At 67.4% G+C, this 26,095-nt stretch carries 15 protein-coding genes and 1 pseudogene; 5 read left to right on the plus strand and 11 right to left on the minus strand.

Annotated elements, in window-relative coordinates; all coding sequences use genetic code 11:
• On the plus strand, window positions 1–809 hold an 809-nt coding region (locus VD972_RS03470), incomplete at its 5' end, for a class I SAM-dependent methyltransferase (RefSeq protein ID WP_324980686.1).
• 12 nt (window positions 810–821) lie between these two features.
• Here the strand turns inward: VD972_RS03470 and ptsP are convergent.
• From ptsP to VD972_RS03495, 5 genes are read right to left on the minus strand one after another with little or no spacing between them, the layout of a single operon-like run.
• Window positions 822–3,305, minus strand: coding sequence for a phosphoenolpyruvate--protein phosphotransferase (gene ptsP / locus VD972_RS03475; protein ID WP_324980689.1), 2,484 nt, complete (start codon window positions 3,303–3,305; stop codon window positions 822–824).
• A gap of 25 nt (window positions 3,306–3,330) precedes the next feature.
• Window positions 3,331–3,960 carry a dihydroxyacetone kinase subunit DhaL gene (gene dhaL / locus VD972_RS03480; protein ID WP_324980694.1) on the minus strand — a complete coding sequence of 210 codons (630 nt, stop codon included), beginning with the start codon at window positions 3,958–3,960 and terminating at the stop codon, window positions 3,331–3,333.
• 5 nt (window positions 3,961–3,965) lie between these two features.
• Window positions 3,966–4,967, minus strand: a complete 1,002-nt coding sequence (gene dhaK, locus VD972_RS03485) for a dihydroxyacetone kinase subunit DhaK (RefSeq protein WP_324980697.1) — start codon at window positions 4,965–4,967, stop codon at window positions 3,966–3,968.
• Window positions 4,968–5,007: 40 nt separating this feature from the next.
• Complete coding sequence (locus VD972_RS03490; RefSeq protein ID WP_324980699.1) at window positions 5,008–6,387, minus strand: hypothetical protein; 1,380 nt, start codon at window positions 6,385–6,387, stop codon at window positions 5,008–5,010.
• 20 nt (window positions 6,388–6,407) lie between these two features.
• On the minus strand, window positions 6,408–7,787 hold the full coding sequence (locus tag VD972_RS03495; RefSeq protein ID WP_324980702.1) for a hypothetical protein: 1,380 nt from the start codon (window positions 7,785–7,787) through the stop codon (window positions 6,408–6,410).
• Window positions 7,788–7,984: 197 nt separating this feature from the next.
• Between VD972_RS03495 and VD972_RS03500 the strand changes: the two genes are divergently transcribed.
• Entirely contained in the window at window positions 7,985–9,217 is a 1,233-nt protein-coding gene (locus VD972_RS03500; protein WP_324980705.1) for a styrene monooxygenase/indole monooxygenase family protein, read from the plus strand.
• 129 nt (window positions 9,218–9,346) lie between these two features.
• On the plus strand, window positions 9,347–10,525 hold the full coding sequence (locus VD972_RS03505) for a DUF6081 family protein (RefSeq protein WP_324980708.1): 1,179 nt from the start codon (window positions 9,347–9,349) through the stop codon (window positions 10,523–10,525).
• A 78-nt stretch (window positions 10,526–10,603) separates the two neighbouring features.
• Here the strand turns inward: VD972_RS03505 and VD972_RS03510 are convergent, their stop codons facing one another.
• From VD972_RS03510 to VD972_RS03520, 3 genes and pseudogenes are all read right to left on the minus strand, one after another.
• Entirely contained in the window at window positions 10,604–11,602 is a 999-nt protein-coding gene (locus VD972_RS03510) for a DUF6081 family protein (RefSeq protein ID WP_324980711.1), read from the minus strand.
• A 58-nt stretch (window positions 11,603–11,660) separates the two neighbouring features.
• Entirely contained in the window at window positions 11,661–11,855 is a 195-nt protein-coding gene (locus VD972_RS03515; RefSeq protein WP_324980714.1) for a hypothetical protein, read from the minus strand.
• A 68-nt stretch (window positions 11,856–11,923) separates the two neighbouring features.
• Window positions 11,924–12,153: pseudogene (locus tag VD972_RS03520) on the minus strand (hydrolase); the annotation flags it as partial.
• An 86-nt stretch (window positions 12,154–12,239) separates the two neighbouring features.
• On the opposite strand from VD972_RS03520, the gene VD972_RS03525 reads away from it, so the two are divergent.
• Window positions 12,240–13,196: a catalase family peroxidase gene (locus VD972_RS03525; RefSeq protein WP_324980719.1), complete on the plus strand. Its 957-nt coding sequence runs from the start codon at window positions 12,240–12,242 to the stop codon at window positions 13,194–13,196.
• A 37-nt stretch (window positions 13,197–13,233) separates the two neighbouring features.
• Here the strand turns inward: VD972_RS03525 and VD972_RS03530 are convergent, their stop codons facing one another.
• Entirely contained in the window at window positions 13,234–14,253 is a 1,020-nt protein-coding gene (locus tag VD972_RS03530; protein WP_324980722.1) for a radical SAM protein, read from the minus strand.
• On the minus strand, window positions 14,250–15,650 hold the full coding sequence (locus tag VD972_RS03535; RefSeq protein ID WP_324980724.1) for an aspartate aminotransferase family protein: 1,401 nt from the start codon (window positions 15,648–15,650) through the stop codon (window positions 14,250–14,252). The genes VD972_RS03530 and VD972_RS03535 overlap by 4 nt, the downstream gene beginning before the upstream one ends.
• A 96-nt stretch (window positions 15,651–15,746) precedes the next feature.
• Between VD972_RS03535 and VD972_RS03540 the strand changes: the two genes are divergently transcribed.
• Window positions 15,747–17,435: a M28 family metallopeptidase gene (locus tag VD972_RS03540; protein WP_324980727.1), complete on the plus strand. Its 1,689-nt coding sequence runs from the start codon at window positions 15,747–15,749 to the stop codon at window positions 17,433–17,435.
• Window positions 17,436–17,657: 222 nt separating this feature from the next.
• On the opposite strand, the gene VD972_RS03545 is transcribed toward VD972_RS03540, so the two are convergent.
• The gene (locus VD972_RS03545) at window positions 17,658–26,027 is read right to left on the minus strand and encodes an RHS repeat-associated core domain-containing protein (protein WP_324980730.1); all 8,370 of its coding nucleotides are present in this window, start codon (window positions 26,025–26,027) and stop codon (window positions 17,658–17,660) included.
• Between the last annotated feature and the right edge of the window lie 68 nt (window positions 26,028–26,095).

Below are 26,095 nucleotides of genomic sequence, written 5' to 3' on the forward strand. Positions count from 1 at the left end.
TGGCGGAGCGTGATTACGTCCTCGGCGTGCACCAGGCGGAGATGGAGCGGCTCGGGCTGCAGCACGCGGTGTGGCGCCCGCGCGCGCTCGACGCCTGGCGCCGCGCCGGCTTCACGCGCGGCTTGCGCATCCTCGATGTCGGCGCTGGCCCCGGCTATGCGACGTTCGATCTCGCCGACGTGGTCGGGCGCGACGGCAAAGTGATCGCGCTCGAACGCGCGCCGAACTTCCTCGCCGCGCTCCGCGCCGACAAGGAAGCGCGCAACGTCACGCAGATCGAAATCCACGACATGGATCTCGCGCAAGCGCTGCGTCTGCCGGAAGCCGACGCCGCGTGGGTGCGCTGGGTGTTTGCGTTCCTCTCCGAGCCCGACGCGCTGCTCGCGCGCATCGGCGCGGCGCTGAAGCCCGGCGCGCCGCTCGTCATCCATGAATACGCCGACTACGCCACCTGGCGCTGCTTCCCCGGCTACGAGGTGCTCGACCGCTTCACCGAAGCCGTGAAAGCAAGCTGGCGCGCCACCGGCGGAGAGCCCGACATCGCCGTGTCACTCGCGCAGGCCATGCCGCGCCACGGATTCCGCATCCGCAGCCTGACGCCGATCGTCGACGTCTGCCGCCCCGGCGACTTCGCCTCGAACTGGCCAATCTCCTTTATCGAAACCAACACCGCGCGAATGGCAGAGCTGGGCGTCATCACGCAAGACGAAGCGCAAGCCGTGCGCCGCGCGACAGCGGACTGGCTCAAGGCGCCCGAAGCGCTGATGATCCTACCGCTGGTGCTGGAGATCATCGCGGAGAAGGTGTGATGCGTTCGTCCATCACGCCCTCTCCTGGGTGACCAGGCGTCTCACCTCCGCGGCGCTGGTACAGGCGAGCGCCCGGTGCACCAGGGCCTGCGCCTCGCTTGCGCGGCATTCGCGCACGGCCTGCTTCACGGTGGCGATCGCTGGCACGCTGACGCTCAGCTCGTCCACGCCGAAGCCGAGGAGCAGCGGCACGGCCAGCGCCTCTCCCGCCAGCTCTCCACAGACTCCTACCCACCGGCCCTGAGCGTGGGCCACCTCGGTCACCCGGGCCACCATCAGTAGCAGCGCCGGGTGCATCGCGTCGGCCAGGTGCGCCACGCTGGCGTTGCCTCGCTCCGCGGCGAAGAGGTACTGCGTCAGATCGTTGGTTCCAAGGGAGAAGAAGCTGGCTTCCTCCGCCAGGTGCTGCGCCAGGAGCACCGCGGAGGGGACCTCGAGCATGAGCCCGACCTCCGCGCGTCCCGCCCCGGGAAAGGGACGAGCCGCCTCATTCCAGAGAGCCCGAGCCTCTCGCCATTCCTCCAGCGTCGTCACCATGGGGAACATGACGCGAAGGGGATGCTCGGCGGCGGCGCGCGCGATGGCTCGCAGCTGGCGGGTGAAGAGCTCCCGGTGCGCCAGGCAGAAGCGCAGGCCCCGCTGGCCCAGGAAGGGATTCGCCTCGCTCCCCATGTCGAGATAGGGCAGAGGCTTGTCACCCCCGATGTCCAGCGTGCGGATTATCAGCGACTTGCCTCCCAGCGCCTGTGCCGCGTCCCGATAGGCCTCGTACTGCTCGTCCTCCTCCGGTGCCGACGCACGGCCCAGGAAGAGGAACTCGGTCCGGAAGAGGCCTACGCCATCCGCGCCTGCCTCGGCCGCGGCCCGGGCCTCGGCCACGCCGCCGATGTTGGCTGCCACCGCCACCGGGTGGCCATCACGCGTCAGGGCTGGCTTCGCGCGCAGCTCGAGGGCCTTCCGCCGCGAAGCTCTCTCCTCTTCCGCCCGTTCCTGATACCGCTCCTGCAGTTCCTCCTCGGGCTGGATGCAGACGCGCGCCGCCGTGGCATCCAGGAGCAGGGGCGTGCCGTCCGCGACTCGCAGGATCGAATCCCCCACGCCAAACACGGCAGGAATGCCGAGCGAGCGCACCAGGATGGCCGCATGGCTGGTGGCCGCACCGCGCGCCGCACACAAGCCCTGGACACGGCGGGCGTCCAGCCGTGCCACGTCCGAGGGCGCGAAGTCTCGGGCGATCACGATGCCCGAGAGCGGGAAGGACTCGGCTGGACGAGAAGCGCCTCGCAGAGCGGACTCGACCTGGCGGCCCACATCACGGACATCCACGGATCGGGAGCGCAGGAGCTCGTCCTTCAACGCCTCATAGCGCAGGGCCATCATCTCCACCGCGGCCTTCCACGCCACCAGCGCCCCTCTGGCACCGAGCTGGATGCCCTCACGCGCCCTCCGGAGCAGCTCGTCATCTCCGAGGATCAGGAGGTGGCCCTCGAAGATCCCGGCGGGCTGGCTGCCAGACCGTGAGGCCATGCTGTCGCGCATCGCCACCAGCTCTCCGCGCACGGTGTCGAGCGCCCGCTGCAGCCGTGCCCACTCCTCCTGCGGTGGAGCCACTGCCGCCGTGACTCCCTCGTCCTTCGCCGGACGCAGCACGGCCGCCGGGCCCATGGCAATGCCAGGGGAGGCCATGATGCCCGCCAACCACGGACCCGAGCTGCCCTCATGACGAGACCGGGAGTCCTGCCCGGAGCTCGGCGACGGCTGATCGGGCTGCTCGTCGCCGAAGTGGGCCTCGGTCAGCAGGCGCAGGGCCTCCAGCGCCTGAGTCGCCTCCGGACCTGTCGCGCTGAACTCGAGCTCATGGCCCTGCCGCACTCCCAGCGTCATCACCGAGTTGAAGCTCCGGGCATCCACTCGATCGCTCTGGGTCGTGAGGTTCCGCAGCCGGACCTCCGCTGAGAACCGCAGGACCGTCTGCACCAGGCGAGCGGCCGGGCGGACATGCAGGCCGTGAGGATTGAGGACGGTGAGGCGCAGGATGTGCTCAGGACCGCCCTGGGTCTGCTCGGGCGGAGCGGGAAGCGACGCCGGCTCCCCGAGCTGCTCCTGCTTGGCCCTCAACGCCGAGCGGGCCTCCTCCGCTACCCGCTGCAGAGGTGCTCCCGAGCGAGCCTGCGCCGCCGCGGCGACCGCGCCCTCCACCAGCGGTGCCCCACAGAGCAGCACGCGCTCACGGTACGCGGGCGGGAGCAGGTCCAGGGCCAGCTCCGCACTCAGCACGGCGCTCCCAAGGTCCATCAAGACCAGCACGCCTTCGTCCGAGTACACGCTCTCGATGGCCTGCATCACCCGGGTGGCATCCGTGCCGAGAGGCGAGCCCGGCCCTTCCAGCCCCCCGGCAGTGGCGATGCGAGCCTCGGGGCCCCCCATGTCCCGCGCGAGCTCCGCAACGCCCTCGGCCAGTCTGCTGCTGTGTGAGACGATGACGAGTCCTACCATGGCGCGGGCCTCGGGACGGGAGGGCTCAGACCAGTGTCCTGGCAGCACACTGGATCAGCAGGTGCGCCGAGGTCGCTCCAGGATCCGCGTGGCCAGCGCTGCGCTCTCCCAGATAGCTGGCACGGCCCTTCCGTGCGACCCAGGGAATGGTGGCCTGACGGCCTTGATCGGCCGCCATGGCCGCCCGATTCAGGGCGTCTGTCAGCCCCGCGCCCTGCCCGAGCGCCTGCTGGAGCGCCTCGAGCGCCGGCTGCAGCGCGTCGACCATCGTCTTGTCTCCGGCCGCTGCCTTGCCTCGGGCGATGACGCCGTCGATGCCCGCCTTGAGCGCCTCGGCCAGCTCCGCGGGAGTCAGCTCCTGCTTGCCGGAGGCATAGGCCGCCATCTGCAGGAACAGCGTCCCATAGAGCGGTCCGCTCGCTCCGCCCACGGTCGAGATCAGCGTCATGGCCACCGTCTTGAGCAGGGTACCGATGTCCTTGTCCGCCCCCCCCGGCAGCTTGAGGAGCACCGCCTGGAAGCCACGGTTCATGTTCTCTCCGTGGTCGCCGTCACCGATGGCCATGTCGAGCTGGGTGAGGAAGTCCTTCTGCTCAGCGAGGACGGCCGCGTAGGCCTGGATCCACTGAACAATGGCATCTCGGGTGATGGGCATGGTCGTCAGACACCCCAACGCAAGGCCGGCGTCTTCACCGGCGCGTCCCACAGCTGGGTGAGCTCGTCGTCGAGCCTCAGCAGGGTGACCGAGCACCCCGCCATCTCCAGGGACGTGATGTAGGAGCCGACGAGGTTGCGAGCGATCCGGATCCCTCGCCCTTCCAGGATCCGAGCCACCTCGGCATACAGGATGTACAGCTCGAGGAGGGGCGTGCCGCCCATGCCATTGACGAAGGCCAGCACCGAGTCGCCAGACTTGAAGGGCAGATCGGCCAGGATGGGCTCCACCAGCATGGCGGCCACCTCGGAAGCAGGGGCCACCTTCACCCGCCGGCGGCCGGGCTCGCCGTGGATGCCGATGCCCACCTCCATCTCATCCTCCTCCAGCTCGAAGGTGGGCTTGCCCGCATGCGGCACCGTGCAGGAGGTGAGCGCCATGCCCATGCTGCGGCCCTGGGTATTGACCTTGCGCGCGAGCTCGGCCACGTCCTTCAGGGAGCGACGCTGCTCGGCAGCCGCACCCGCCAGCTTCTCCACGAGGACCGTCACACCGACGCCGCGCCGCCCCGCAGTGTAGAGGCTGTCCTGCACGGCCACATCATCGTTGGTGAGGACCTGCTCCACCTCGAGGCCCTCCGCGCGAGCCAGCTCCGCGGCCATCTCGAAGTTCAAGCAGTCGCCCGTGTAGTTCTTGACGATGTGCAGCACGCCCATGCCTCCGTGGACGGCCTGGGAGGCGGCGAGCATCTGGTCGGGAGTCGGGGAGGTGAACACCGCACCGGGGCAGGCCGCATCCAGCATGCCCAGGCCCACGAACCCGCCGTGCATGGGCTCATGCCCGGAGCCTCCGCCCGAGATGATTCCCACCTTGCCGCGCACCGGCGCGTCCATGCGGACCAGGTAGTTCGGTTCGAAGTTCACCCGGACCAGCTCGCCGTGAGCCGCGGCCATGCCGCGCAGCGCATCGGTCACCACGTCCTGCGGACGATTGATCAGCTTCTTCATGGAGACACCCACACACGGGCCCGACGGCCCACCGAGCCCGCTACTCGCGGACGTTGAACGCGCCTTCGCGCAGCATCGTCTCGAGGGCGGGCGTCATCTCGGGGGCCGCCAGCTCGTCCACGCGCACCGCCGGGAAGCGAACCTCGAGGCCCCGGCTCAGCCGGTGGTACAGCGTGTTGGTGCCAAGCGAGTAGAGCTGCAGCCCGCGCAGCGCGTAGGTGCCGCCGAGCTTGGACAGCCCCGCGTGCCCCGCGTCGAAGCGGAGCGTCAGCACATGCGAGCCCGCACCGAGCTGGTCCGTCACCTGGGCCTCGGCCACGGGCCGCTCGACGCCCTTGCCGTCCGTCGCCACCAGCGTGCCCGTCACCTCGTAGCGGTCGAGCCCCTGGCTCTCCACCACCACGTCCACCTCGAGCGAAGTCACTCGGCCGCTCGAATTGCGCACCTGCCGCTCACTCCCCACCGAGGCGATGCGCGCTGTTGGCACCACGAAGCCGAAGGCCGTCTGCTCCAGGCGGTCGAAGGTCTGCCCCCCCGCCGTGCCCGTCGCATGCACCTCCACCATCCACGTGCCCGGCGCATCCCGGTCCGTCAGGACCTGCGAGACCATGGCACGGTACTCCTTGCCCACCTTCACCACCGGCACCGTGCGGTCGCGCTCATAGCCCGGGGTGTAGAGCGTCGCCTCCACCCGCACGCGCTCCAGCGGCACGTCGGACTGGAGACCCACCGTCACGTAGCCCTCGGTGTCCGGGGAGAACTGCAGCGTCGAGGGCGTGATCGCCAGCTCGGTGGACGAAGAGGGCTCGCGAATTTCGATTGCCAGGCCCACCTTGGCCGCCTTGGCGCCGACCTGGAGCTTGTAGAGGCCCTGACCCATGTCGCGGCTCAGGCGCAGCATCGCGATGGGCTTGCTGATGCCCTCGGCCTTGAGCCGGTCCGCGTCCGCGCCGAGCTGCGCGCTCGCATCCCGCGCCGCCCTCACGTCCGCGCGCAGGCCCCGCGGGTCGAACATCGACACGTCACGCAGCGCGTCCTCACCCACCTTGGCATCACTGCCCTTGGGGATGACCATCACCCAGGCGTCCTCGGGCGCGGTGATGGGCAGCACCAGCTGCGTGGCCGCCGAGCCCGGAGCCACGTGCAGCAGGGTGGACTTCGAGCGCCGCGTCTCGGGCGCGAGCGGCGCCGCCAGCGGCTGGGGCGAGGTGGGGTTGGACACCGAGACGAGGCCCGGGCCGATGCCCTCGCGCGCATCTCGCGCGAACAGGCGGCCCGGGGCCACATCACCCGGGGCGAGCGTGGCGCTCGCGGTGCTGCGCAGCTTGGAAGTCACGGCGCGCTCCGGCGTGAACCCCCCGAGGAGGACGACTGCCAGCCCCAGGCCGGCCAACTGAACGAAGGGACGATGAGTAGTCATATGCGCTCTCCTGCTCGGACTCAGTGAAGGGCCTGGACGACGGCATAGTTGTGGACACCCCAATAGGTGTCGTAGGCGAGATCTCCGCACCAGTTGGAGCCGCCCGGAGGCGCCTGAACGCAGTCGTTGGCGCCACTGGAGCCCGTGGTGGCATCAAAGCCGTACTTGGCCACCAGGCACGCGTCACAGATGCCGTCCCCCTGCCACGAGTCCGGGCAGACCTGGCTATAGGTCGGGTAGTAGGCGGGGTTGAGGAAGGGATTCCAGCTGGCCGTGCTGGGGACGCGGTAGCTGCTCGAGTAGCCATAGGAGATGAGGCAGTCGGGCTCGGCGTAGCCGTTGTTGAGCATGCTGCTCGAGCACCCATACTTCCACACGGTGTGGTTCGTCATGTAGTCCGTCGCGTAGCCCGAGTAGTAGTTGTTGCAGGCCAGCCCCGCGCCCGCCACGTTGGTCTCGGGAGCGTAGGTCTGGCTCCCCGGAGGGGGGATGGGCGCGCTGGCGACCTTCTGCGCGATGAGGTAGCCGCTGTTGTGGCAGCCGCGGCGCGACTGGTGGTGGTTGAGACGGCCGTCGTCGATGATGATGTTGCCGAAGTAGCCCGAGCTGTCCGAGCCGATGAACCCGTCCGTGCTCGCGCTGAAGCTGCCCCAGCCGAGCAGCGCCGCCGCCTTGAGGCCGATGGTGTAGAGGTAGCCCCCGCAGTGCGCATCGCTCGAGAAGAGGTTGGCGTAGACGCGGTTGCCACGCACCACCGAGATGGGCTTGCCGCCCACCGTCGTCGCCCCCTGGGTGCCGGCGAAGGTGCCGTTGCCGTTGTAGACGGTCATGTTGTCGGTGCGCTGCTGCACCACGGCGGGGTTGTTGTAGCTGCCGCCTCCGAAGAACTCGACGACGCTGTTGGCGATGTTGAGGAACGAGCCGCTCGACGTCACCTGGTTGGCCAGCGGTGTGCCCTTCAGATCCGGCGCCGAGAAGATGACCTGGGAGATGCGGCTCGTCACCGAGTGGACCGTGTTGCCCTTGGCGCTCACCGCGCCGGTGTGGCCGAGCATGTAGCGCAGGGGGCTCGAGCCATTCGAGTGGGTGATGACGGTGAAGCTGGTGATGTTGTTGGCGTTCATCCAGGGGACGATCTGGTCGACGATCGGGCCCCAGCTACACTGGCTGTGGCCCGCGCAGCTCGCCCCGGGATAGCCAATGACGAGAGCGGGCCGGCCGTTGCGCATGGTGTCGATGGCCGACTGCGTCCAATAGCCGCTCGTCGCCGAGCTGACGCTCTGGTCGCCCGTGCCGTGGACGAAGACCACACCCGTGGCGGCCTGGGCGTCGCCGCCCGCGCCAAGCAACACGGCGCAGGCCGCGGCCAGAAGCCAACCTGTCCTGGAATGCAAGTGCATGGAAACCTCCCGGAGGCCGAAGCCGCAGCCTCACGAAGTGGGGCACGCACCGTAGGTGGTCTCCAACGAACTAGCAAAACCTACTTAGCTGGCTTTTCATGTCGCATCGCGGCAAGCCGCGGGTGCGCCGCGGCAAGCGCAGCGGCGCTGTTCATGGCCTTGCTAACCTCTCGGGGACAAAGACCCAGAGGAGCTCCATGACACGCATCGGAATCATTGGCGCTGGCACTGCCGGGTTGCACCTCGGCCTTCGCCTGCAGCAGCGCGGCGTCCCGGTGACGCTCTACTCCCGCCAGACGCCTGCGGAGACACGCTCGGCGCGTCTACCCAGCCTAGTGGCCCACCACGCGCCGACCCGAGAGCGGGAGCGCACGCTGGGGGTCAACCACTGGGACTCCCCGGAGATCGACACCTTCTACGTTGGCTTCGCGGTGGGGGGCCCTCAGCCTCTCGGCTTCCGAGGCAGAACGGCGCGCCCCTCCGCGTACCTGGACTACCGCCTCTACCAGTCCCGCCTCGCCGAAGACTTCGTGGCGCGAGGTGGCCAGCTTCATGTGGCCGCGGTGGATGCGGCAGCAGTGGAGCGGCTCGCGAGCCAGCATGAGCTGGTGGTGGTGGCCACGGGGCGCTCAGGCTTGAGCGACCTGTTCCCGCGCATGCCAGAGCACTCACCGTATACCCACCCCGTGCGCCTGCTGTTCGCCGGCCTGTTCCATGGCATCCAGCCCTCACAGCCACTCGGGATGCAGATCTCGCTCGAGCCTGGGCAGGGAGAGATCGTCGAGGGGCGGATGATGTCGCTCCAAGGCCCGATCGCCTGCGTGCTCCTCGAGGCCGTCCCAGGCGGGGCCTTCGAGCGGCTCTGCACCCAGAGGCCGGATGAGGACTTGAGAGGCTTCGAGGCCCTGCTGCTGAAGACGCTGCGGGAGTCCGCGCCGGCCACCTTCGAGCGGGTGGATCCGGCCGCGTTCCGGCTGACGGGCCCTCTCGACTGGCTCCAGGGGGGCTTCACTCCGGTGGTGCGGCGGGGGTACGCGCGGCTGGGCAGCGGGCGCTGCGTCATGGCCGTGGGGGATGCGCACGCGCTGCTTGATCCCTTCGGGGGCCTGGGCGCGAATGCCGCGTCGGCAGCCGCGTGGGTCCTCGCCGACGCCATCCACGAAGCCGTGGAGTCCGGGAGCCGCTTCGACGAGGCGTTCTGCCAGCGGGCGGAGGCTCGTACCTGGGGAGCAGTGCAAGCCTCGGTGTACTGGAATCACGCCTTGCTGCAGCCGCCCCCACCCCACCTGGGCCAGCTCCTCTTCGCCGCCAGCCAGAGCCCTGGGCTCGCTGACGCGTTCATCACCACCATGACCCACCCGGCAGAGGCGATGGCCACCTTCATGAGCCCCGAGAACTCCGCCGCCTTCCAGGCCCAGCACGGCCACTGAGATGGGTCTCTCAGGACCCCCAGCAGCTGCACATGCCTGTTTTGATTTCTGCTACTGACTCAGTGTAGATCTCCTCCCCGCATTTTCTCACAAATCGTTAACCAGCAACCCATGCAGGTGGAGCGTTCCATGGCAATGAAACTCCGTCAGGTCGTATGCAGCGCCTTATTGCTTGGCTCGGTCGTGTTGGGCTCGGCATGCAGTGAGGACGATCCACCGACGCCGGCGGATACGGTCGAGACCACGGTGTGGGACGACTTCAAGGGTGGTTTCTCGGCTGGGTCGGCGACGGCGAAGTGGTTCCACCTGGCAGCCGGCCCGTACACGACCAATGACGGCAACACGACGATCTTGTCCAACGGGCTGCGGGTCGTCGCCAAGGGAACGAACCCCGAGACGAACCGGCCGGCCTTCAGCCTCACGCTGGACCAGGAGAAGGACAACGGCGGCGTCCCGTCGACTTTTGATCACGTGAAGTTCCTGGCCTACATGAACAGCATGTCGACGGCCGGCTTCCCGGGCTTCGACACGGTGGAGGGCAAGGAGTTCGCGTGCGTGGCGCGAATGACGGGCCAGACGTTCGGCACGCGGGCCCACCCGTTCGGAGTGAGGGTCGACAACGCCAACGCCGATCTGCGCCTGGCCTCGTTCGCGATGGCCAACATCGACGTCGAGAGCTACATGGTGTTCGACTTCTTCATCACCAACCGGCGCATCTATGCGTTCTACGAGCGCCTGCCCTTCGGCCGGACGGCGACCAACAACTACGCGTCCTTCTCGTATGCCATCCCGGTGAAGAACCGGACCCGGGACCAGGTGCATGACCTGAGCATCGCGTATGACAGGACCGCGGGCACGGTGCGGTGGATCGTGGACGGCAAGGAGCTCTATCGCGTCACCCAGGTGGGCCGCCGCCTCCCCGCTTCCGACAACAAGTACTTGATGCTCGACCTGGGCGGTGTTGAGCAGGACATCAAGCTGAACCAGCTCGACTGCGGCATGGCCACGTTCTCGCTGCTCGATGGCTCTGTGGGCTCGCAGCCCGGACTCGTGCGCCTGTCCAGCGATCTGGTCTACTACTCGCCTACCACGGGGGCGCCGAATCTGCAGACGTTCGTCGACGAGACCAGCCAGGACAGCTCCCGCCTCTTCGGGCAGGGCGCGGAGTTCCGCGTCGGCGAGTACAAGGTGACGAACACCGTTCATGGCGCGCCAGTCCCCGCGTTCACCTACGTCGATCCCGGCCCCATCGCCCCGGACACGACCGACAGCTCGGATGGAACGCCCCAGACCGGGCCCCTTCCGTAGCCTGAGCTTGCTCCCAGCGAGGGAGACATCAGGGCGCCCCGGCACTCCAGGGGCGCCCTTCGTGTTTCTGGCTCGGCCTCAGACCGGGGTGCTCGAGATGACGAAGCGCTGCATGCGGAGCTCCGCACCCTGCCCGAAGAGGCGGCTGCCCGGCAGGCTCTTCTCATCCAGGAACTCGTGCTTCGCTCCACTCGGAGGCGGGTTGTAGAAGCCAGGGGCTCCGCAGAGACGAACGAGGCTGCGGCCAGACTCGACAGCATCGAGCAGGGTGAGCAGCCCCATGCCACCGTTGAGCTGGCGCAGCTCGAGGTCCTCTTCCTCCCCTCCCCCGTCGATGACCAGCCACTGCGGATCGATGCGGCGGCCAATCCGGTTGACCCGGAAGACCTCCTTGTCCTCGAGGAGCCACCGGGCCACTCCCGCCGCCCGGTCGTAGGTGATCTTCATGTGGTGCAGGGTGCTCGGGGTCCGCTGCGCCACGGGAATGGCGTACGTAAAGGCCGCGTAGTGCTTCTGCGGCGTCCGCGCGAAGGTCAGACGCTCGTAGAGCGCGTACACCCGCTTGTTGGTGAGCAGGAAGTCGAAGACCATCCCCGTCCCGACGTCGATCACGTTGTGCCCGATCGTCGCCAGGCGCAGATCATCCTCGGGATCCCGGACCCAGCTGCCGAACGGGTGAGCCTGGGTGCCAAACGTCTGGCCGGACATCCACGTCTCGAACACGAGCTCCTGGCCACGCACCGCATCGAAGCCCGGGAGTCCTGTCGAGGCCAGGTGGTTCGCGTAGACCAGGAACTTCACATGATCATTCCACCCCGGCAGGCCGCTGGCGTCCTGCTCCGGAGACACCGTCAGCGTGAAGGCCGGCTCTCCCGTGGCGGGGTTCTTCCCCTTCGGGACGACCCTCAGCCCGGCGGGCGAAGTCGTGGTGATGCTGTCATTCGTCACGAAGGAGCCCGCCGCGTAGTAGCCCCACCGTGCGTCCGGCGTTCCCACCGAGAAGCCATTGTCGAAGCGATCCCACACCGTCTGGTACGGGGCCTGGGTTGATCCTGCGCTGGACTCTCTCTCTGACATGGCGAAACACCTTGGGTTGAAGGAGGGCCTGATACTGAGCCCTTGGATCGAGCCGGTGTCAATTCCGGGTCTTCCCTCTTCGCTGGGCGCGGACTTCTTCGTAGGCGGCCCGCAGCTGCTCGGCGACGGAAGGGCCCGCTCGTCTCGCGGGGAGCCCGAGATGCGCCTCGCGCAGCTCCGCCATGAACTGGTCCCACAGGGCCGGGCCGCCCTCCTCCAAGAGCTGCGCGCGGATGCTGAGCTCCTCAGTCACGGGCAGGTACCTGGTGATCAGGTTGCGGTAGTCGGGGATGTGGTTCGCGAACAGCGCGCCCAGACCGGGTCCCAGGCGTTGATCTGGGCGGGGCGCGGGATGAACGGCGCCGCCGGGAGCTTCTCTTTCAGCTCCGGCATCAGCGGACCGGACCATTGGGGCCGTCCTCGAAGGCGAGCACGTTGTTCTTGAGCTGGTCCGGGCTGAAGTCGCGGACCAGCGACAGCAGACCGGCCTGATGGTCCACCAACACCACCGCTGCATTGTCCCTGTCGAGTCGGCTGTAGGGCTTGCTCATGTCTCTTCCTCTTTCCTCTGTGGGTTAGAGTGTCCTCGGCCGGAGCCATTCTTGCGGCCACCCACATTACGAAGGGAGGCGCTGCGATGGATGAACCCGTTCAGGAAGCAGTCACCGCCATGGAGGAGCACACCGGCGTGGTCAAGGGGTACCGCCGAGCCCACCCGAGGGGGCTGGTGTTCCATGCAACCTTCACCCCTGCGCCTGAAGCTCGTGCACTGACGACCGCGGAGCATTTCCAAGGCAGTCCTGTCCATGCGCTCGTGCGCCTCTCGAATGCCGCCGGGAGCCCTCATGCTCCGGATCGCGCGTCGGATCGCGAGGGCAAGGTGCTGGGCCTCGCGGTGCGCTTCGATCTGGCGTCCGGGGGACACGCGACCTGGGCTGCCGCGAACATTCCCGCCTTCGTCGCACGGACACCCAAGGAATTCATTCAGCTCACCCGGGCGCAGCAGCCGAATGGCAAGCCGAATCCCCTGCGCATGCTGGGGTACCTGCTGACGCACCTCCACGTGCTCACCGGCATCAAGGGGATTGTCGGCCTCAAGCCGACTCCCAGCTTCGCCCACTGCCAGTTCAACGGTGTCCACGCGTATCACCTGGTGGATGCGCAGGGGCAGCGCAGGGCCTTTCGCTACCGCTGGGTGCCTGCGGCGGGAGCCACCACCTTGAGCAAGGAGGAAGCCCGGCAGCGCCCGCAGCAATATCTGCTCGACGAAGTCCAAGAGCGGGTCAGCCGCGAGCGCGTCACGTGGAACCTCGTGTTCCAGCTTGCCAACCCGGGCGATGCGACCCACGACGCAACCCGGCCCTGGCCCGAGGATCGGCAGAAGGTGCCGGCCGGGCAGCTGGTGCTCGACAGGCTCTACGAGGAGCAGCGGGAGTCCGAGCCGCTCGTCTTCGATCCGACCGGGGTGGTGCCGGGCCTCGAGCTGTCCGACGATCCGCTCCTGCAGTTCCGGTCGAAGGTGTACCGGGAATCCCACCAGCGCCGTTCCCACGAGACGAAGCCGGAGCCGAAGCCCACCGACATGCGTCAGTAACAGGCCTCTCCAGTGCCGGCCTGAGCCAGGCCGGGCCTCAGGAGGATCTCATCCGCCCGCCGAGGTCCAGCCAGCCCCTGAGCGTCCCGCCCTGGCCGAGGCTCTGGTTGAAGCCGCGGCAGAGCGTCCAGCAGTCCTGGCAGCCGCGCACCTCCTCAGGGTCTCTCATCCGCGCCAGGATGGCGGACAGCGGCTCGTCTCGCACATTGCCGAAGCGGGAGTTGATCTTCTCGATGCACGGCGAGACGTTGCCCAGGTGGTCTACGTTGAAGCTCTGCGTCCCGGCCCGGCACACCGGCAGCCTGCTCCGATCCCCCAGGAAGCTGTCGATGCCCGCCAGGTAGTCGCGGAACATCCGGAAGTGGGGATAGCGCTTCCACTGGGCGAGCAGCTCCTGCGAGAGGGCCACGTCCGGCACCCGGTCCGTCACTTCCTTGCCCCGCCGGAACCCCATCGTCGAGATGAGCGTCAGGCAGTGGCCCACGTCGTGCGCGGCGCTCTGCTGGAGCAGCCCTTCCAGCGCGTCCTGGTTGTCATGCATGAGCACAGTCATCACGTGCACCTGCCGGCTCCCGTGCGGCGCGTGCTTGCGGAACAGGTCCACCGCTCTCCAGGCCCGCTCGGTGCACCCCTTCAGGCCCCGCTTCGCGTCGTGCCGCGCCGCCTCCGGGTAGTCGATCGAGACTCCCACCTGCGCCAGCCCTGCAGCGAAGAGCTCCTTCACCTTCTCCTCGGTCGCGAACCAGCCATTCGTGTACAGCACCGGCACGTGCCGCTTGCCGAAGGCCCGGACGATCTCCAGGAGATCCTGCCGGACGAACGGCTCGCCGCCCTCGATGGAGATGAGGAACGTCCCGAGCTCGGCGAGCTGATCCGCCAGCCGCTGGAAGTCGGCCGTGGTCAGCTCCTCGCGCGGGTGCGCACCGTTGGGCCAGAAGTCGCAGAAGCTGCACGTCAGGTTGCAGCGGTTCGTCACTTGCACGAGCACCTGGAACGGCTGCCGCTCCAGGAGTTGCGAGGCGAAGCGCAGGTCTCTCCCCAGCTCGGCCATGCTCATCGGAACGCTCCTTCACGCTTGCGCTGCTCGCCTACGCGCGCCACCACATCTCGCAGCAGCGGCACCATGCCTGTGTAATCCCCGAGGATCCGCGCCACCGCGTCAATGACCCGCGCCACCTCCGCGGGCCGGACCGTGAGCGGCGGCTCCAGGCGGAGCACATCCCACCGGTGCGAGGCAGGCTGGCAGACGATGCCCTCCTCCAGCAGCCGCAGCGCCGCCCACTGCCCGAAGACCTTCTCCGAGACCAGCCCCACCAGCCCCGGCGCGAGCCGGTTGAGCAGCCCGCTGTCGGTGGGACCCAGCTCGATTCCCACCAGCAGCCCCTCGCCCCGGATGTCGCGCACGAGCGGATGGCCCGCCAGCCGCTTTTTGAGTCCATCGAGCAGCTCCGCGCCTCGCTTGGCGGCGTTCTCGGCCAGCGCCTCGTCGTCCAGGATGCGCAGCGTCTCCAGCGCCGCGGCACAGGCGAGCGCGTTGCCACCGAAGGTCGTGCTGTGCAGATCGAAGCGGTCCGTCGCACCGTAGGCGCGCGTGTGCAGCTCCGCGCTGGTGACAGCCACCGAGACCGGGACGATGCCGCCGCTCAACCCCTTGGCCAGCACCAGCACGTCCGGCACGAAGCCCTGCCCCTGATAGGCGAAGCGCCGCCCCAGCCGGCCGAGGCCCGTCTGCACCTCGTCCAGAACCAGCACGGCGCCATGCTTGCGGCACAGCTCCTGCGCGGCCCGGAGGTAACCCGGGGGCGGGAGGATGACGCCGCCCTCGGCCAGCAGCGGCTCCACCACGAAGGCCGCCACCTTGTTCTTCTGGAGGATGCGCTCCAGCGCGTCCAGGTCCCCGAAGGGGATGCGGTGGCAGCCGGCGAGCAGCGGCTCGAAGGGCTTGCGCATCCGCGCCTCTCCCATCAGCGAGAGCGCTCCGAAGCTCGTCCCGTGAAAGCCGCCTTCACAGAAGATGAAGGCCGAGCGCCCGGTGGCCGCACGGGCCAGCTTCATCCCGGCCTCCACGGCCTCGCCTCCGCTGGAGGCGAAGAGCGCCACCTCGAGCGGCGGATCCAGCCTCGCGCAGAGCGCCTCGGCCAGCTCTGCCGCGTGCTCGGTGGGCCCCACGTGACAGAAGTGGAGCGCCTCCTCGGTGAGGAACCGCTGGAGCCGCTCGACCAGGCGCGGGTGGTTGTGGCCCAGATTGACCGAGCCGAAGCCCGCGAGGAAGTCGAGGTACTCGCGGCCCTGGTCGTCCCAGAGCCAGACGTCGCGGGCCCGCGTGAACACCCGGCCATAGCCGAGCACTCCCAGGAGCTTCACGAACGCCGGGTTCACATGGCGCGCGTACCGCTCTGTCGTTGGGCTCGGCGCGGTGGGCAGTGCGGCCTTCGGAGCGACGCCTTCGGACATGTCCCCTTCCTTCGCAGCAGCCATCAGCATATCCGTTGCCACGTTCCCTGCCTGCTGGGGTGGCTCCCGCGCCGGGGCCAGCTTAGGTTCGCCCCCATGATTCCCTGGAACGCTTCGAAGCATGCCTACCTCCACGCGCTTGCCATCGCCGCCGTCCTGCTGGGTTCGGGGGCAGTGCTGGCCCAGGACTCGGGCCCCATTGATCCGGCCCGGCTGTCGCAGATCATCAAGGTGCTCGCCTCTGATGAGTTCATGGGCCGCGCGCCAGGTGGGCCGGGTGAGGAGCAGACCCTGGAGTACCTCATCCGCCAGTTCAAAGAGGTGGGCCTGGAGCCCGGTGGCGAGAACGGCGGCTGGACACAAAAGGTACCGTTGGTCCGTTTCCAGGTGGGGGACAACGTCACCCTGAGGCTAACCAGTGGGGGCAAGACGGCTGCGCTGCGCCAGGGCCAGGAGGTGATGATCAATACCCAGCGTCCCGTGAAGCGCGTGAAGTTCAACAAGGCCCCACTGGTGTTCGTCGGCTATGGCGTCTCGGCGGCCGAGCGGGGATGGGATGACTTCAAGGGCGTTGATGTGCGTGGAAAGGTCGCCGTCTTCCTGATCAATGACCCCGACTTCGAGGCGCTGGAGGGCGAGGCCGTCCGTGGGAAGTTCGGGGGTCAGGCGGCCACCTACTACGCCCGCTGGACCTACAAGTTCGAGGAAGCAGCCCGACGTGGCGCCATCGGGGCCTTGATCGTCCACGAGACGCCAGGCGCGGGCTATGGCTGGTCCACGGTCACGGCCGGCAACGGCCAGAGCTTCGACATCGTCCGGGCCCAGCCAGACAAGGACAAGGTCCTGATGCAGGGCTGGATACACCGCGACGCCGCGGCGGCGCTGTTCGCCCGCTCGGGGTTGAATCTCGAGACGCTGAAGGCCGAGGCGCGCAAGGCCAGCTTCAAGCCCGTTGTCCTGAAGGGCGCCAGCCTCTCCGCCGACTACGGCCTGACCCATGCGCGAGCCGACAGCCACAACGTGATCGGCCGCTTGCCGGGAGTGCAACGCCCGGGTGAGTCGATCATGTACGCCGGCCACTGGGATGCTTATGGGCTCGGTCCGGCTGACGCCTCAGGAGACAAGGTCCGCCGCGGCGCCGTGGATGATGCCATCGGCCTGGCGGGCATGATCGAGATCGCGCGTGCGTTTCAGCAGGGGCCCCGGCCGGCGCGCTCGATCCTCTTCGCTGCCTGGACCGCCGAGGAGCCGGGCTTGCTCGGCTCGGAATATTACGGCACCCATCCGCTCCAACCCACCGAGACCATGGTGGCCAACCTGACCATGGATGTCCTGCAGACAGCGGGTCCGTCCCGGGATGTGGTGCTGGTCGGCCATGGTCAGAATGAGCTGGAGGACGAGCTCGCCAAGGCCGCCGCGAAGCAGGGGCGCACCGTCACGCCTGATGCGAAACCCGAGCGGGGCCTGTTCTATCGCGCTGACCACTTCTCACTGGCCAAGCGCGGCGTGCCGGTGTTGCTGTTGATGGGGCTGGGCGGAGGTCCGGATCTGGTGAACGGAGGCCGGGAGGCCGGCGATCGCTGGGTCGCCGACTTCACCGCGCGCTGCTACCACCAGCCCTGCGACGCGTGGCGCGCCGACTGGGACCTGAGGGGTGCCGCCCAGGATGTGCAGCTGCTCTATGAGATCGGCCGCGATCTGGCTTCGTCGGACCGCTGGCCGGAGTGGAAGCAGGGTTCGGAGTTCAAAGACGTGCGTGACCGGTCGGCAGCCGCCCGTAAGTAAGCCGTGCTGCTCCGTGCCAGGCCCCGAGGCTGAAGTTGCCCCTCACACCGGGGCAAGCCTCGAACAATCGCGGGATTGTCCTGTGACGGGGGCACGGGCACAGGCAGGAACAGCGGCAAGAGCGGGGGCGGGTACGGCTGCGGGCCTGCGCCAAGCCTCCGAGGAGCATGGTAGCCGCGATCCACAGCACCATTCGATTCTGTCCGCGCATGCTCGGGGCGTTTATTGCTCTCCTGGCTCGCCCACCCTCTCTGCACTGGGACAGTCGAAGTCTTTTAGCTCCTTCAACACCAGTTCGCCCTCCGCGTCACCGGGAGGCTCTGGCTGATCGCCTGGCCAGGATTGCCGCTCCCGCTTCTGCTGGTCATCAGAGTATGGCTTCTTCCACAAATTAAACTCACTTCCAAAGATCTTCTCAAATATACCGGCCTCTGAGGCCCACTGGTCATCAATGCCTTTTCCACCCCAGTCCTTCTCATACATGGCAACGATTTCTTTGTACGAGGGCGCGCCAGGGACGGGAGGGGTCTCTATGAATTTCTTGAAATCCTCTCTCGTGTTCATATCGACAGCGTAGCGAATGACTTTCTCCACATACTTGCTGCTCGCAACCCTCTTGTTCCCGCCTTGAGAGACAAGAAGATTGAATATCTTGGCAAGCACGTTGTAATTCATATCCCGATCACGGAATGGATGATCTGCCGAGGGGCTCCATGGCGCTCCCGTGGTACCATCGCAGTGCCGACGCATGGGGTGGCCTATCATGTCGCTCTTGTAGTCCCTGCCGTTGGAGTGAGGGCCTCTGGCGTTACCCTGATCAAAGCCCATGTCCATGAGCGTATGGAGCTTACGGCCCCATTCCCTATAGGCATCGCCAGACGCAGACTTCCCGGGGGTGGCCTTTTCAAAGTTGCTCTGCGCCGCGGGATCGAAGTGCCAGTCTTTTGTCACCCCTGAAACGATATTCCCCAAATCCACCGGCTGGGTGTGGGGATCATGATCAACAGCAGCATTTCCCAATGCAATCATGGCGGCTTGCTTCCAATCAAACCCCGCATAGATGGCGAGATAATACGTGAGCGCTCCATGAATTGACTCTTGATACAAGCCCGTCGGGTCAACGGCGTTCACCGGGTTGGTGGCTGCGTAAGTGTGGGGGTGGAACGCCATCGGCTGAGCCAGGAAGGAGGCGGTCCGGTTCCACGGGCTGGCCAAGCCAGCCAGCAGGGGATCCTCGCTCAGGAATCGCCCCGTCACGGGGTCGTACCAGCGTTGCTGGGCATAGAACAGCCGTGCTCCCGTATCGAGCGAGAGCTCTGCGAAAGCCTGGCTGGGTTGTCCAGGTTGCGGCGCGGTCCCCTCGCGGAGCTCACCCCAAGCCCCGTACCGGGAGAGCAGCGGAGGAGTTCCTGCTCTCCCCACCACACTCCCCAACCCGTCGTGCAGCAGCCGCTCGTTCCCAGCAGCCACCACCAGCCGTCCCCCCTCCGTGTATCGAGCCCTTGGGCCAGATGCTGGCCCTTCTTCGAGCAGCTCATCCACACCCCACACATAGCGGACCTGCGCTCCACTTTCGTCCGTGCGTGTACGCCGCAACCCATCAAACGCATAAGTATAGGAGACAGTGGTTGGAGACTCGGTGCCTGTGACGCTCACCGATGCCAACCGCCCCGCTCCATCCCAATGGAACTGTCTCGCTGCCGCACCCCGCTGTTCGGAGATGAGCCTCCCCGCTGGGTCCGTCGTGAGGTTCGCCTCCACCCGGGCTGGCTGCGCCACCAGGTCATCAATGCGCAGCAGTCCTCCCGCCGTGTCATAGGAATAGCGCCAGTACTGGTGAGGGTTCTCAGCCGTCGTCAGCCCCTCCGGTCCCAGGCTCCCCAGGTAGCCTTGCACGCGCTTCTCTTCCAGCCGTGAGCCGTCTACTCCGAGCGCATAGAGTTCGGAGTCATTCGAGGAATAGCGCACCCCTGTCAGACGATTTGCCAGATCGTAACCGTACTGAGTCACCTGGAGAGCAGCAGCCCCTGGCGCCGTGTAACGCTCCTCCAAGCGATTGCCACGCGTGTCATAGTCATACTCATGACGCATCGAGTTTCCGGGGCCTTCCCCCCAGGCCGCTGTGATTGAGCGGATCATCCCCTGACCCGAGTAGACATACCGCTCTACCACCCCGTTCCCGTTCGACTCCGACAGCAGCCCCCCCGGCTCCCAGATCATCGAGACCGCAGGCCCCTGACTGCTGTTCATCTGCCCCAGCCGGCCCAGGGCGTCATACACGTACTGGACCGAGCCGGACGGAGAGGTCACAGACTGCCGCTGCCCACCCTCCGTATAGGAATAAGAGACCGTGTCGTCGCCATGCTGCAGAGAGATGAGCCGGCTGCGTGCGTCATACTCATACACATGGGAGACACTGCCCGAATGCCGTGTCTCCGTGACGGCCATGAGCTGATCGGTCCCATCGTAAGCGGCGGCCACCTGCATCAGATCCGTGTGCTCCTGGCTCGAGGGACCCGGCCGGTAGATGCGCCGGGCCGTCCGTCCCCGGCCATCCAGGAGCGTCTCCACCACATCCTCGTTCGGGTCCACCTGGATTGCTGTCCCCCCTTGCCAGGCCGTCGTCCAGACACTCGGCCCTCGAGTCCGGCGTGTCTGCCGTCCCAGGAAGTCATACGCGAAGGTCTGGGCCGGCGTGACCGAGCCGGGTGGAGGCTGGATGGCCGTGAGCTGCAGTGCCGCGTCGTACTGGAATTGGAATGCCCCGACTGCCGCCGGCAATGTCACGGATTGGAGTTCTCTCCTCGGCCCATGCTGAAAAGTCCAGACAGCCGCTTCCGGGCCTTCCCCGCGCTGCATTGTCTTGAGCCCGCCCCCGGCTTCATAGGTGTACCGTCTCGTCAGCGTCTCGCCCGCCCGCCCAAACCGCTCACTCGCCACGCGCCCGCCGGAGTCATACTCCCATGAGCGCACGCGCCCTGAGGGGTCTGTCTTGCTTTGTCTGCGGCCGGCTCCGTCATAGGCATAAGCCGTGATCTCCGCGCCGTAGGTCTCCTGCATCAGGCGCCCCTGCGCGTAGGACAGGAGGCGGGCCGGACGCCCCGCCGGGAGCTCGCTCACCAGCAACCCCGCTGCGTCATAGAGCCACTCATCAGTCCCCCCCCCCTGGGAGCGAGACACCATGTTCCCCAGTCCATCCAGTTCCATCGTGGCAGCCACCTGCCTGGCCGGCGCGCCCAGGGGCACCCATGACTGTTGCACACTGGCGGTCCGCCCTGACCACGACGTGTGTGTCGTATAGGTGTACTGCTCCTGGTGGCCCTGGAACCACCGCTCCTGCTCCCAGAGGACTCGCCCGCGCGCGTCATGAGTCCTCTCCTGGCGGGCCTCCCACGTGGCCTCGTCGGGATCACAGGAGTCCATCCGGACGATCCGCGACTTCACCTGCTCGCCGTCATAGGCGAAGAGCTCGCACTGGCGCTGACTGTCCGGTTGGGGGGACGCCATCCTCACCCGTGAGAGCAGGAGGCCGCGGGCGTCCAGGGTTCGCGCCGTCAAGTACCCCAGCGGATCCCACTCATACACGCTGCCCTCGCCAGGATAGGAGAGCTGCCAGATCGCGGCGGGGGTATTGCCTGAAGCCGACAAGGTGCGCCGGGTTGGCCGCCCCTTCGAGTCGTACTCGAACGCCCAGTGCTCCTCCGGGTGAGGGCCATATTGATGCAGCACACGCCCCGACGCATCGCGCAGATAGGATGTCGCGGCCCCATCCGCTCCCGTCGCCGACAGCAGCTGCCCTCGCTCGTCATATGAATAGGAGGCGAGCAGGCCGAGGACGGAGTGGCGCTCCGTCAGCATGTTGCCCTGCGCATCATACGTGTATTCATAAGCGCCCGAACCCGGAACCTCCGAGCGCAGCACGCGTCCGCGCACATCCAACCGCAGCCGCTGCTCCTCCTCTCGCGAGCCTTGTCCCGTGTCGATGGTCCTGCGGATGACGAGATCGGTCCATCCAGGCGCATCCGAGTAGACGCGGCGCTCGTCCCAGGTCAGCACGCTCGCGCCAGAAGGAATCGAGCGCACGTGGCGGGTCATGCGCCCCAGGAGATCATTGTACTCGAAGGACTCGGTGACACCCGTCACTCTGTCCTCGCGCGTCACCGGGCGCCCCGCGGAGTCGTAAGCCGTTTGGAGCTCGACTCCGTTGGAGGCCCCCCCCTCGCTGCGCACGGACAGCAGCTGTCCCAGCTCACTCCGCTCGTATTCATAGGTATGCGGTTCGGAGCCCGGAGTGCTGAGCTGGCGCCAGAGAATGTTGCCCTGAGAATCACGCCGGACGGTCTCCTGCTGCCCATCCGAGTGTCTCACGGTGGCCGGGCGCCCGAAGCCGTCATACTCCACATAGACCGTGCGCCCCTCCCCATCCGTGAGCGCGGTGGCCTGCCCCTGCGCGTTCCACTGGTAGGCAGCCTCGAGCTGGCCATCCACATCCACCCGCAACAGTCTGCCCGCACCGTCGTAGGTGAAGGAGCGCACGGCGCCCCGCTCGTCGGTCATCTGGCTGAGGCGTCCTCCCTCGTAGCTGTAGGAGCGCGTCGCGAGCTGGCCACCGTAAGAGACTGTCTGGCTTTGCAGCCGTCCCTCCTGGAGGACCTTGGTCTGCTCGAAGCCACTCTCCGCCATCCGCTCCACGAGCGTGGTCTGTGCGCCGCTGTGGCTGTACTCGAAGCTCCAGGTCTGCACGGCGCCTGGCCCGGGAACGCTTGGGACGCCTTGCACGGAGCCCGTGACACGTCCCAGTCCGTCATAGGTCCACTGCTGCCGGAGACCCGTCCTCTCGTTGGCGAGCAGAGTCATCTGTCCATGCGGATCGTACGCCGTACTCATCGCGTAGGACTCTTGAGTCGTCCCCGGTTGCGCGGGCGAGGTAACCCGAACCCCGGTGGGCAGCCCGAGCGGGTGGCCAAAGCTCGTCACCTCCCACGTGTTGCCCGCTCGGTCCTCCGCCTGGAGGATCCGGCCCTCCGCATCGTGCACCCAGGTGCCGAGCGTGTGAGAGCCGATCCTCAGGCTCTCCATGTCTCCCGAGGCATTGCGCGGCGTTTGCCAGGAGACCTGCGAGCCTGCTACCGCCATCGTGCCGCCCGTCGGCAAGCCATTCTGGCGCGCCGTCACCGTGAAGAGGCTCTCCGCCGTCAGCGAGGTGGGACCGCGCACCGAAACGCCCGACAAGCGAAGCTTGTCGTCATGGCTGAAGTCCATCGTCAGGTTGTAGGAGGTGACCATGGATTCCAGCCGGACGGGCTGTCCACGCACGGAGCTCGCCCACGACAGCGTCCAGGCATTCTGTCCCTGCTCCTGGAAGGAGGTCACGTTGCCATACAGATTGAGCCCTGCTCTGGCCGAGCTTCCGCCAGGCATGGTGATGGAGCGCTCGCTGAGTGTGCCCGACACCTGGATGGAGTCTCCTGAGGGCCCCGACGCGTCCACGCGGGTGACACACTCGAAGGGCTCCAGGTGTTGGTAGCACTCCGCACCGTTCCGCTCGTAGCTGGCAGACCACTCCGTGCCTTCCCCCACCATCAGGCTGGCGGCAGACAACTCGTTGACGGCGCGCCAGGCCTTCGCGCTCTCCACGTTCGCTGGGACTTCCTTGTAGGTGTATCTCCATGTCCGGGAAGGCGAGCCCGTGGTGCCATTGGCCTCCAACAGATTGCCCTGCTTGTCATGCAGGAAGGTGCCGGCATGGAGTGTCATCTCCCCGTTCTTGAGGGTGACCTTCTTCAAGAACTGGAAGTCTTCCTGGCGCGCCAGGGCATTGATGGCGGCGGCAGCATCCTGGGGGATGTCTTCATATTCGAGCTCCAGCCCCAAGGCGCCCGGAGTCCGCGCGACCTGGATCAGCCGGTTGGAGCCGTGGGCATAGGTGAGTTGGGTCCAGCCTGCGTCCCCATCCCGGCCGTGGCCGTCGTGGAACTTCGTCAACAGCCACTTGCGGCGCCCCTCGGTGTCCCGCTTCACCGCCAGCCGATCGAACCGATACTCCTCGCCATCCGGGGACTTCAGGTGGACGCCCTGCTCATCCACCTCCAGCTCCATGCCGTGGCTCTTGTCCGTCTCACACTGGCTGGCAGTCTGGGCCTCTGGATTCCTCTGGGCGCACTTGAGGAAGCTCCACGCCTGCCCCCTCAGCACCGCGACGTAGCGTCCAAGTTCCTCCTCCACCACGAAGCCATCGTATGAATGGCTCCACCCCACTCCCAGGGGCGAGATCAGATCGCTCTGGTTGTCATAGCTGCGAGAGAAGGACATGGCCTTGGCGAACTGAGGCACCTTGAAGTCGGTGTGGGAGAAGGAGAGGCTCAGGGACGCCAGATTGATGCCCATGAGAGACTCCTGTCCCTGCGCGTCCACGTGAAGGCCCTGGAAGTTCCCCTTGGGGTGCCCCAGCTGATCCGCCGTGTGTCCAGGCAGCGGAGTCACACTATCCTTCACCAGGAAGACCCTGGAGGGCGCCGCGCCTGCACGCGCTCCAGGCATCAGAGCGAGCGTTGCAGGCAGGGCCTGCCGGAAGCGGCGAGCGCCCGCTGCTCCCGGCGTCTCGTCCTGCACCAGCCGCGCTGTCGCCTGACCGCCCTCCACCTCCTGCACCGTGTACCTTCCATTGCTCCCCATCTGCAGGAGGGCCTCCTTGATGAGGGAATCACTCCCCGAGCAGTCCTCGTTGGTACACAGGCGGATGCGACCGCTGGAGAACTGCTGCGGCGACAGGAAGAAGTGCGCCTCACCTGGCCGTGAGACAGGCCGCCCCAACACGGGTTTGCCGTCCTTCTTCTCGACCGCGCTCTCGGCGGTGTACTGACTGGCCGCCGCCAGGTAGTCCTCGCGCTTGGACAGGCCGTCGAAGTTGAAGCGGTACAGCACGTTCTCCGCGTTGCCACGCAAGTACAGCTCCAGGTAGAGGATGTCGCCTGCGCTCAGCACCTCGGGGAGGTACTCGCCCTCGCACGTACCGCGCAGCGTGCCCGCCGCCTCGTCCAGCTCGATGGGACACTCGATGCCGAACGAGTCCGAGCCCAGCCGGAGCACATACTTCCCGCTCAAGGTCCCCGCGCGCCCTGGATCTTCCGGCTCCATCAGGTGCAGCAGGAACTGGTAGGCCACGTCCTCCGGGCTGGCCGCCGCGGAAGAGGGAGGCTCCCCCGGCCTGGGCAGCGGACGCGCCTCCCCGCGATCCGTGATCGCTGTGACTTCCCCGGGGCCTTCTACCTTCAGCACGCGGAACTCGTGCTCGCGCGCCCGATCGTAGCGCTCCATCCGCCCCTGGGGCTCCAGGCTCCGGTAGACGTTCTTCAACGCCACGGCTTTGTCCGGCAGCCCGGGGGCATCCTCTCCGTCCGCGAAGTCCGGCGGCGGGGCGTTCTCCTCCGAGGGGTCGATGGTGCCGTCCCGGTTGCGATCGCGCGGGAGCACGGGGTGGCCCACCACCTGGACGTAGTAGTTGGCGCTCACCAGGTTGTTGAGCACCACCTCGCGGCCATCCCGATCCACCTGGCGCAGTGACGTCTGCACGGCAGCGGTGGACCTGCCGGGAGAGATGTGGAAGCTCGCCACCGCGGGCTCCTCCGCCGCCGAGCCGGTGATGCGCACCACGCGCCCAGCCAGCGGAGGTACTCCCGCCGGGACTTCCGCCAGCAGGCTGTCATCCCTCAGGCACAGGGCCTGCTGCTCGGGGGTGCGCGGCTCCGGCAGCTCCGCGCAGTAGCGCTCCAGCAGACGGCCCCGCTGGCCCTCGTCATAGAGAGGCTGAGGCGCGCAGAAGCCACCATCCTGCTGGACACCCCCGTCACAGGAGGGATCTGCGGGCGGCAACACCCCTGCGTCCCAGGAGCTCGCGGGCCCACGCCGGACCCGCCAGTGGGTGGCGACGCGGACGAAGTCATCCCGCGTGGTCGCCGCTCCTCCGTGGCGCACGAAGCTGGGCTCCATGTCGCCCTGCGGGGTGCCCTCCGCGCGGGCGCGGCGATCCACGCGCACATCGATCTCCGGCGGGTACAGCTTGATGTTCGCCTGGATGCCGAGATCCTGCAGCGTGCAGCGGGACAGGTGGACCGTCCGCTCCCCATCCGTCACGGGCTGCGGGCCGCCAGCGGCATCATCCGCCGGGCAGCTCCCGTCCGGAGCGCGCGAGGAGAAGTTGACGGAGGGGACCGTGAGGACCTCCATCCCCGTGTGGCCGGTGGCATGGTTGATGGCGAACACCACCAGCCGATCGCCAGGCACCAGCCGCTGGAGGTTGCGGCGCGACTGCCCGAACCGCGAGTCGAGCGTCGAGGGGCCGTAGCGAACCTTGGCGTAGCGGCCATGGGGAGCAGTGGAGCCTCCTCCACAGGGCGAGGGATCCACGGCCGCATAGCTGACCAGGGGCGTAGAGGGATCGTCCTCACGGAAGAAGTGGACCTCCGTGGTCCGCACGTCGTCCTGGGAGAGCCCCACCACCTCGCTGCCCTCGCGCTCCGCCTCGCCGCAGGCCGGAGGCAGCGGCTGCCCCTCTCGATCCACCAAGGTGACGCTGCCGTGCAGCCACCGCACGTCGATGACGACATCCACCAACGGCGGGAGAGACAGGCCCCAGGCATCCCACTGGGGCGAGCACTCCT

The organism is Hyalangium sp., from assembly GCF_035629615.1.
GTDB lineage: Bacteria > Myxococcota > Myxococcia > Myxococcales > Myxococcaceae > Hyalangium.

Bases quoted from the DNA above. Each gene is read 5' to 3' on its own strand.
- VD972_RS03505 (WP_324980708.1), top strand. From the start codon at position 9,347: ATGGCAATGAAACTCCGTCAGGTCGTATGCAGCGCCTTATTGCTTGGC.
- VD972_RS03530 (WP_324980722.1), bottom strand. From the start codon at position 14,253: ATGAGCATGGCCGAGCTGGGGAGAGACCTGCGCTTCGCCTCGCAACTC.
- VD972_RS03535 (WP_324980724.1), bottom strand. From the start codon at position 15,650: ATGTCCGAAGGCGTCGCTCCGAAGGCCGCACTGCCCACCGCGCCGAGC.
- dhaK (WP_324980697.1), bottom strand. From the start codon at position 4,967: ATGAAGAAGCTGATCAATCGTCCGCAGGACGTGGTGACCGATGCGCTG.
- ptsP (WP_324980689.1), bottom strand. From the start codon at position 3,305: ATGGTAGGACTCGTCATCGTCTCACACAGCAGCAGACTGGCCGAGGGC.
- VD972_RS03525 (WP_324980719.1), top strand. From the start codon at position 12,240: ATGGATGAACCCGTTCAGGAAGCAGTCACCGCCATGGAGGAGCACACC.
- dhaL (WP_324980694.1), bottom strand. From the start codon at position 3,960: ATGCCCATCACCCGAGATGCCATTGTTCAGTGGATCCAGGCCTACGCG.
- VD972_RS03500 (WP_324980705.1), top strand. From the start codon at position 7,985: ATGACACGCATCGGAATCATTGGCGCTGGCACTGCCGGGTTGCACCTC.
- VD972_RS03495 (WP_324980702.1), bottom strand. From the start codon at position 7,787: ATGCACTTGCATTCCAGGACAGGTTGGCTTCTGGCCGCGGCCTGCGCC.
- VD972_RS03490 (WP_324980699.1), bottom strand. From the start codon at position 6,387: ATGACTACTCATCGTCCCTTCGTTCAGTTGGCCGGCCTGGGGCTGGCA.
- VD972_RS03510 (WP_324980711.1), bottom strand. From the start codon at position 11,602: ATGTCAGAGAGAGAGTCCAGCGCAGGATCAACCCAGGCCCCGTACCAG.
- VD972_RS03540 (WP_324980727.1), top strand. From the start codon at position 15,747: ATGATTCCCTGGAACGCTTCGAAGCATGCCTACCTCCACGCGCTTGCC.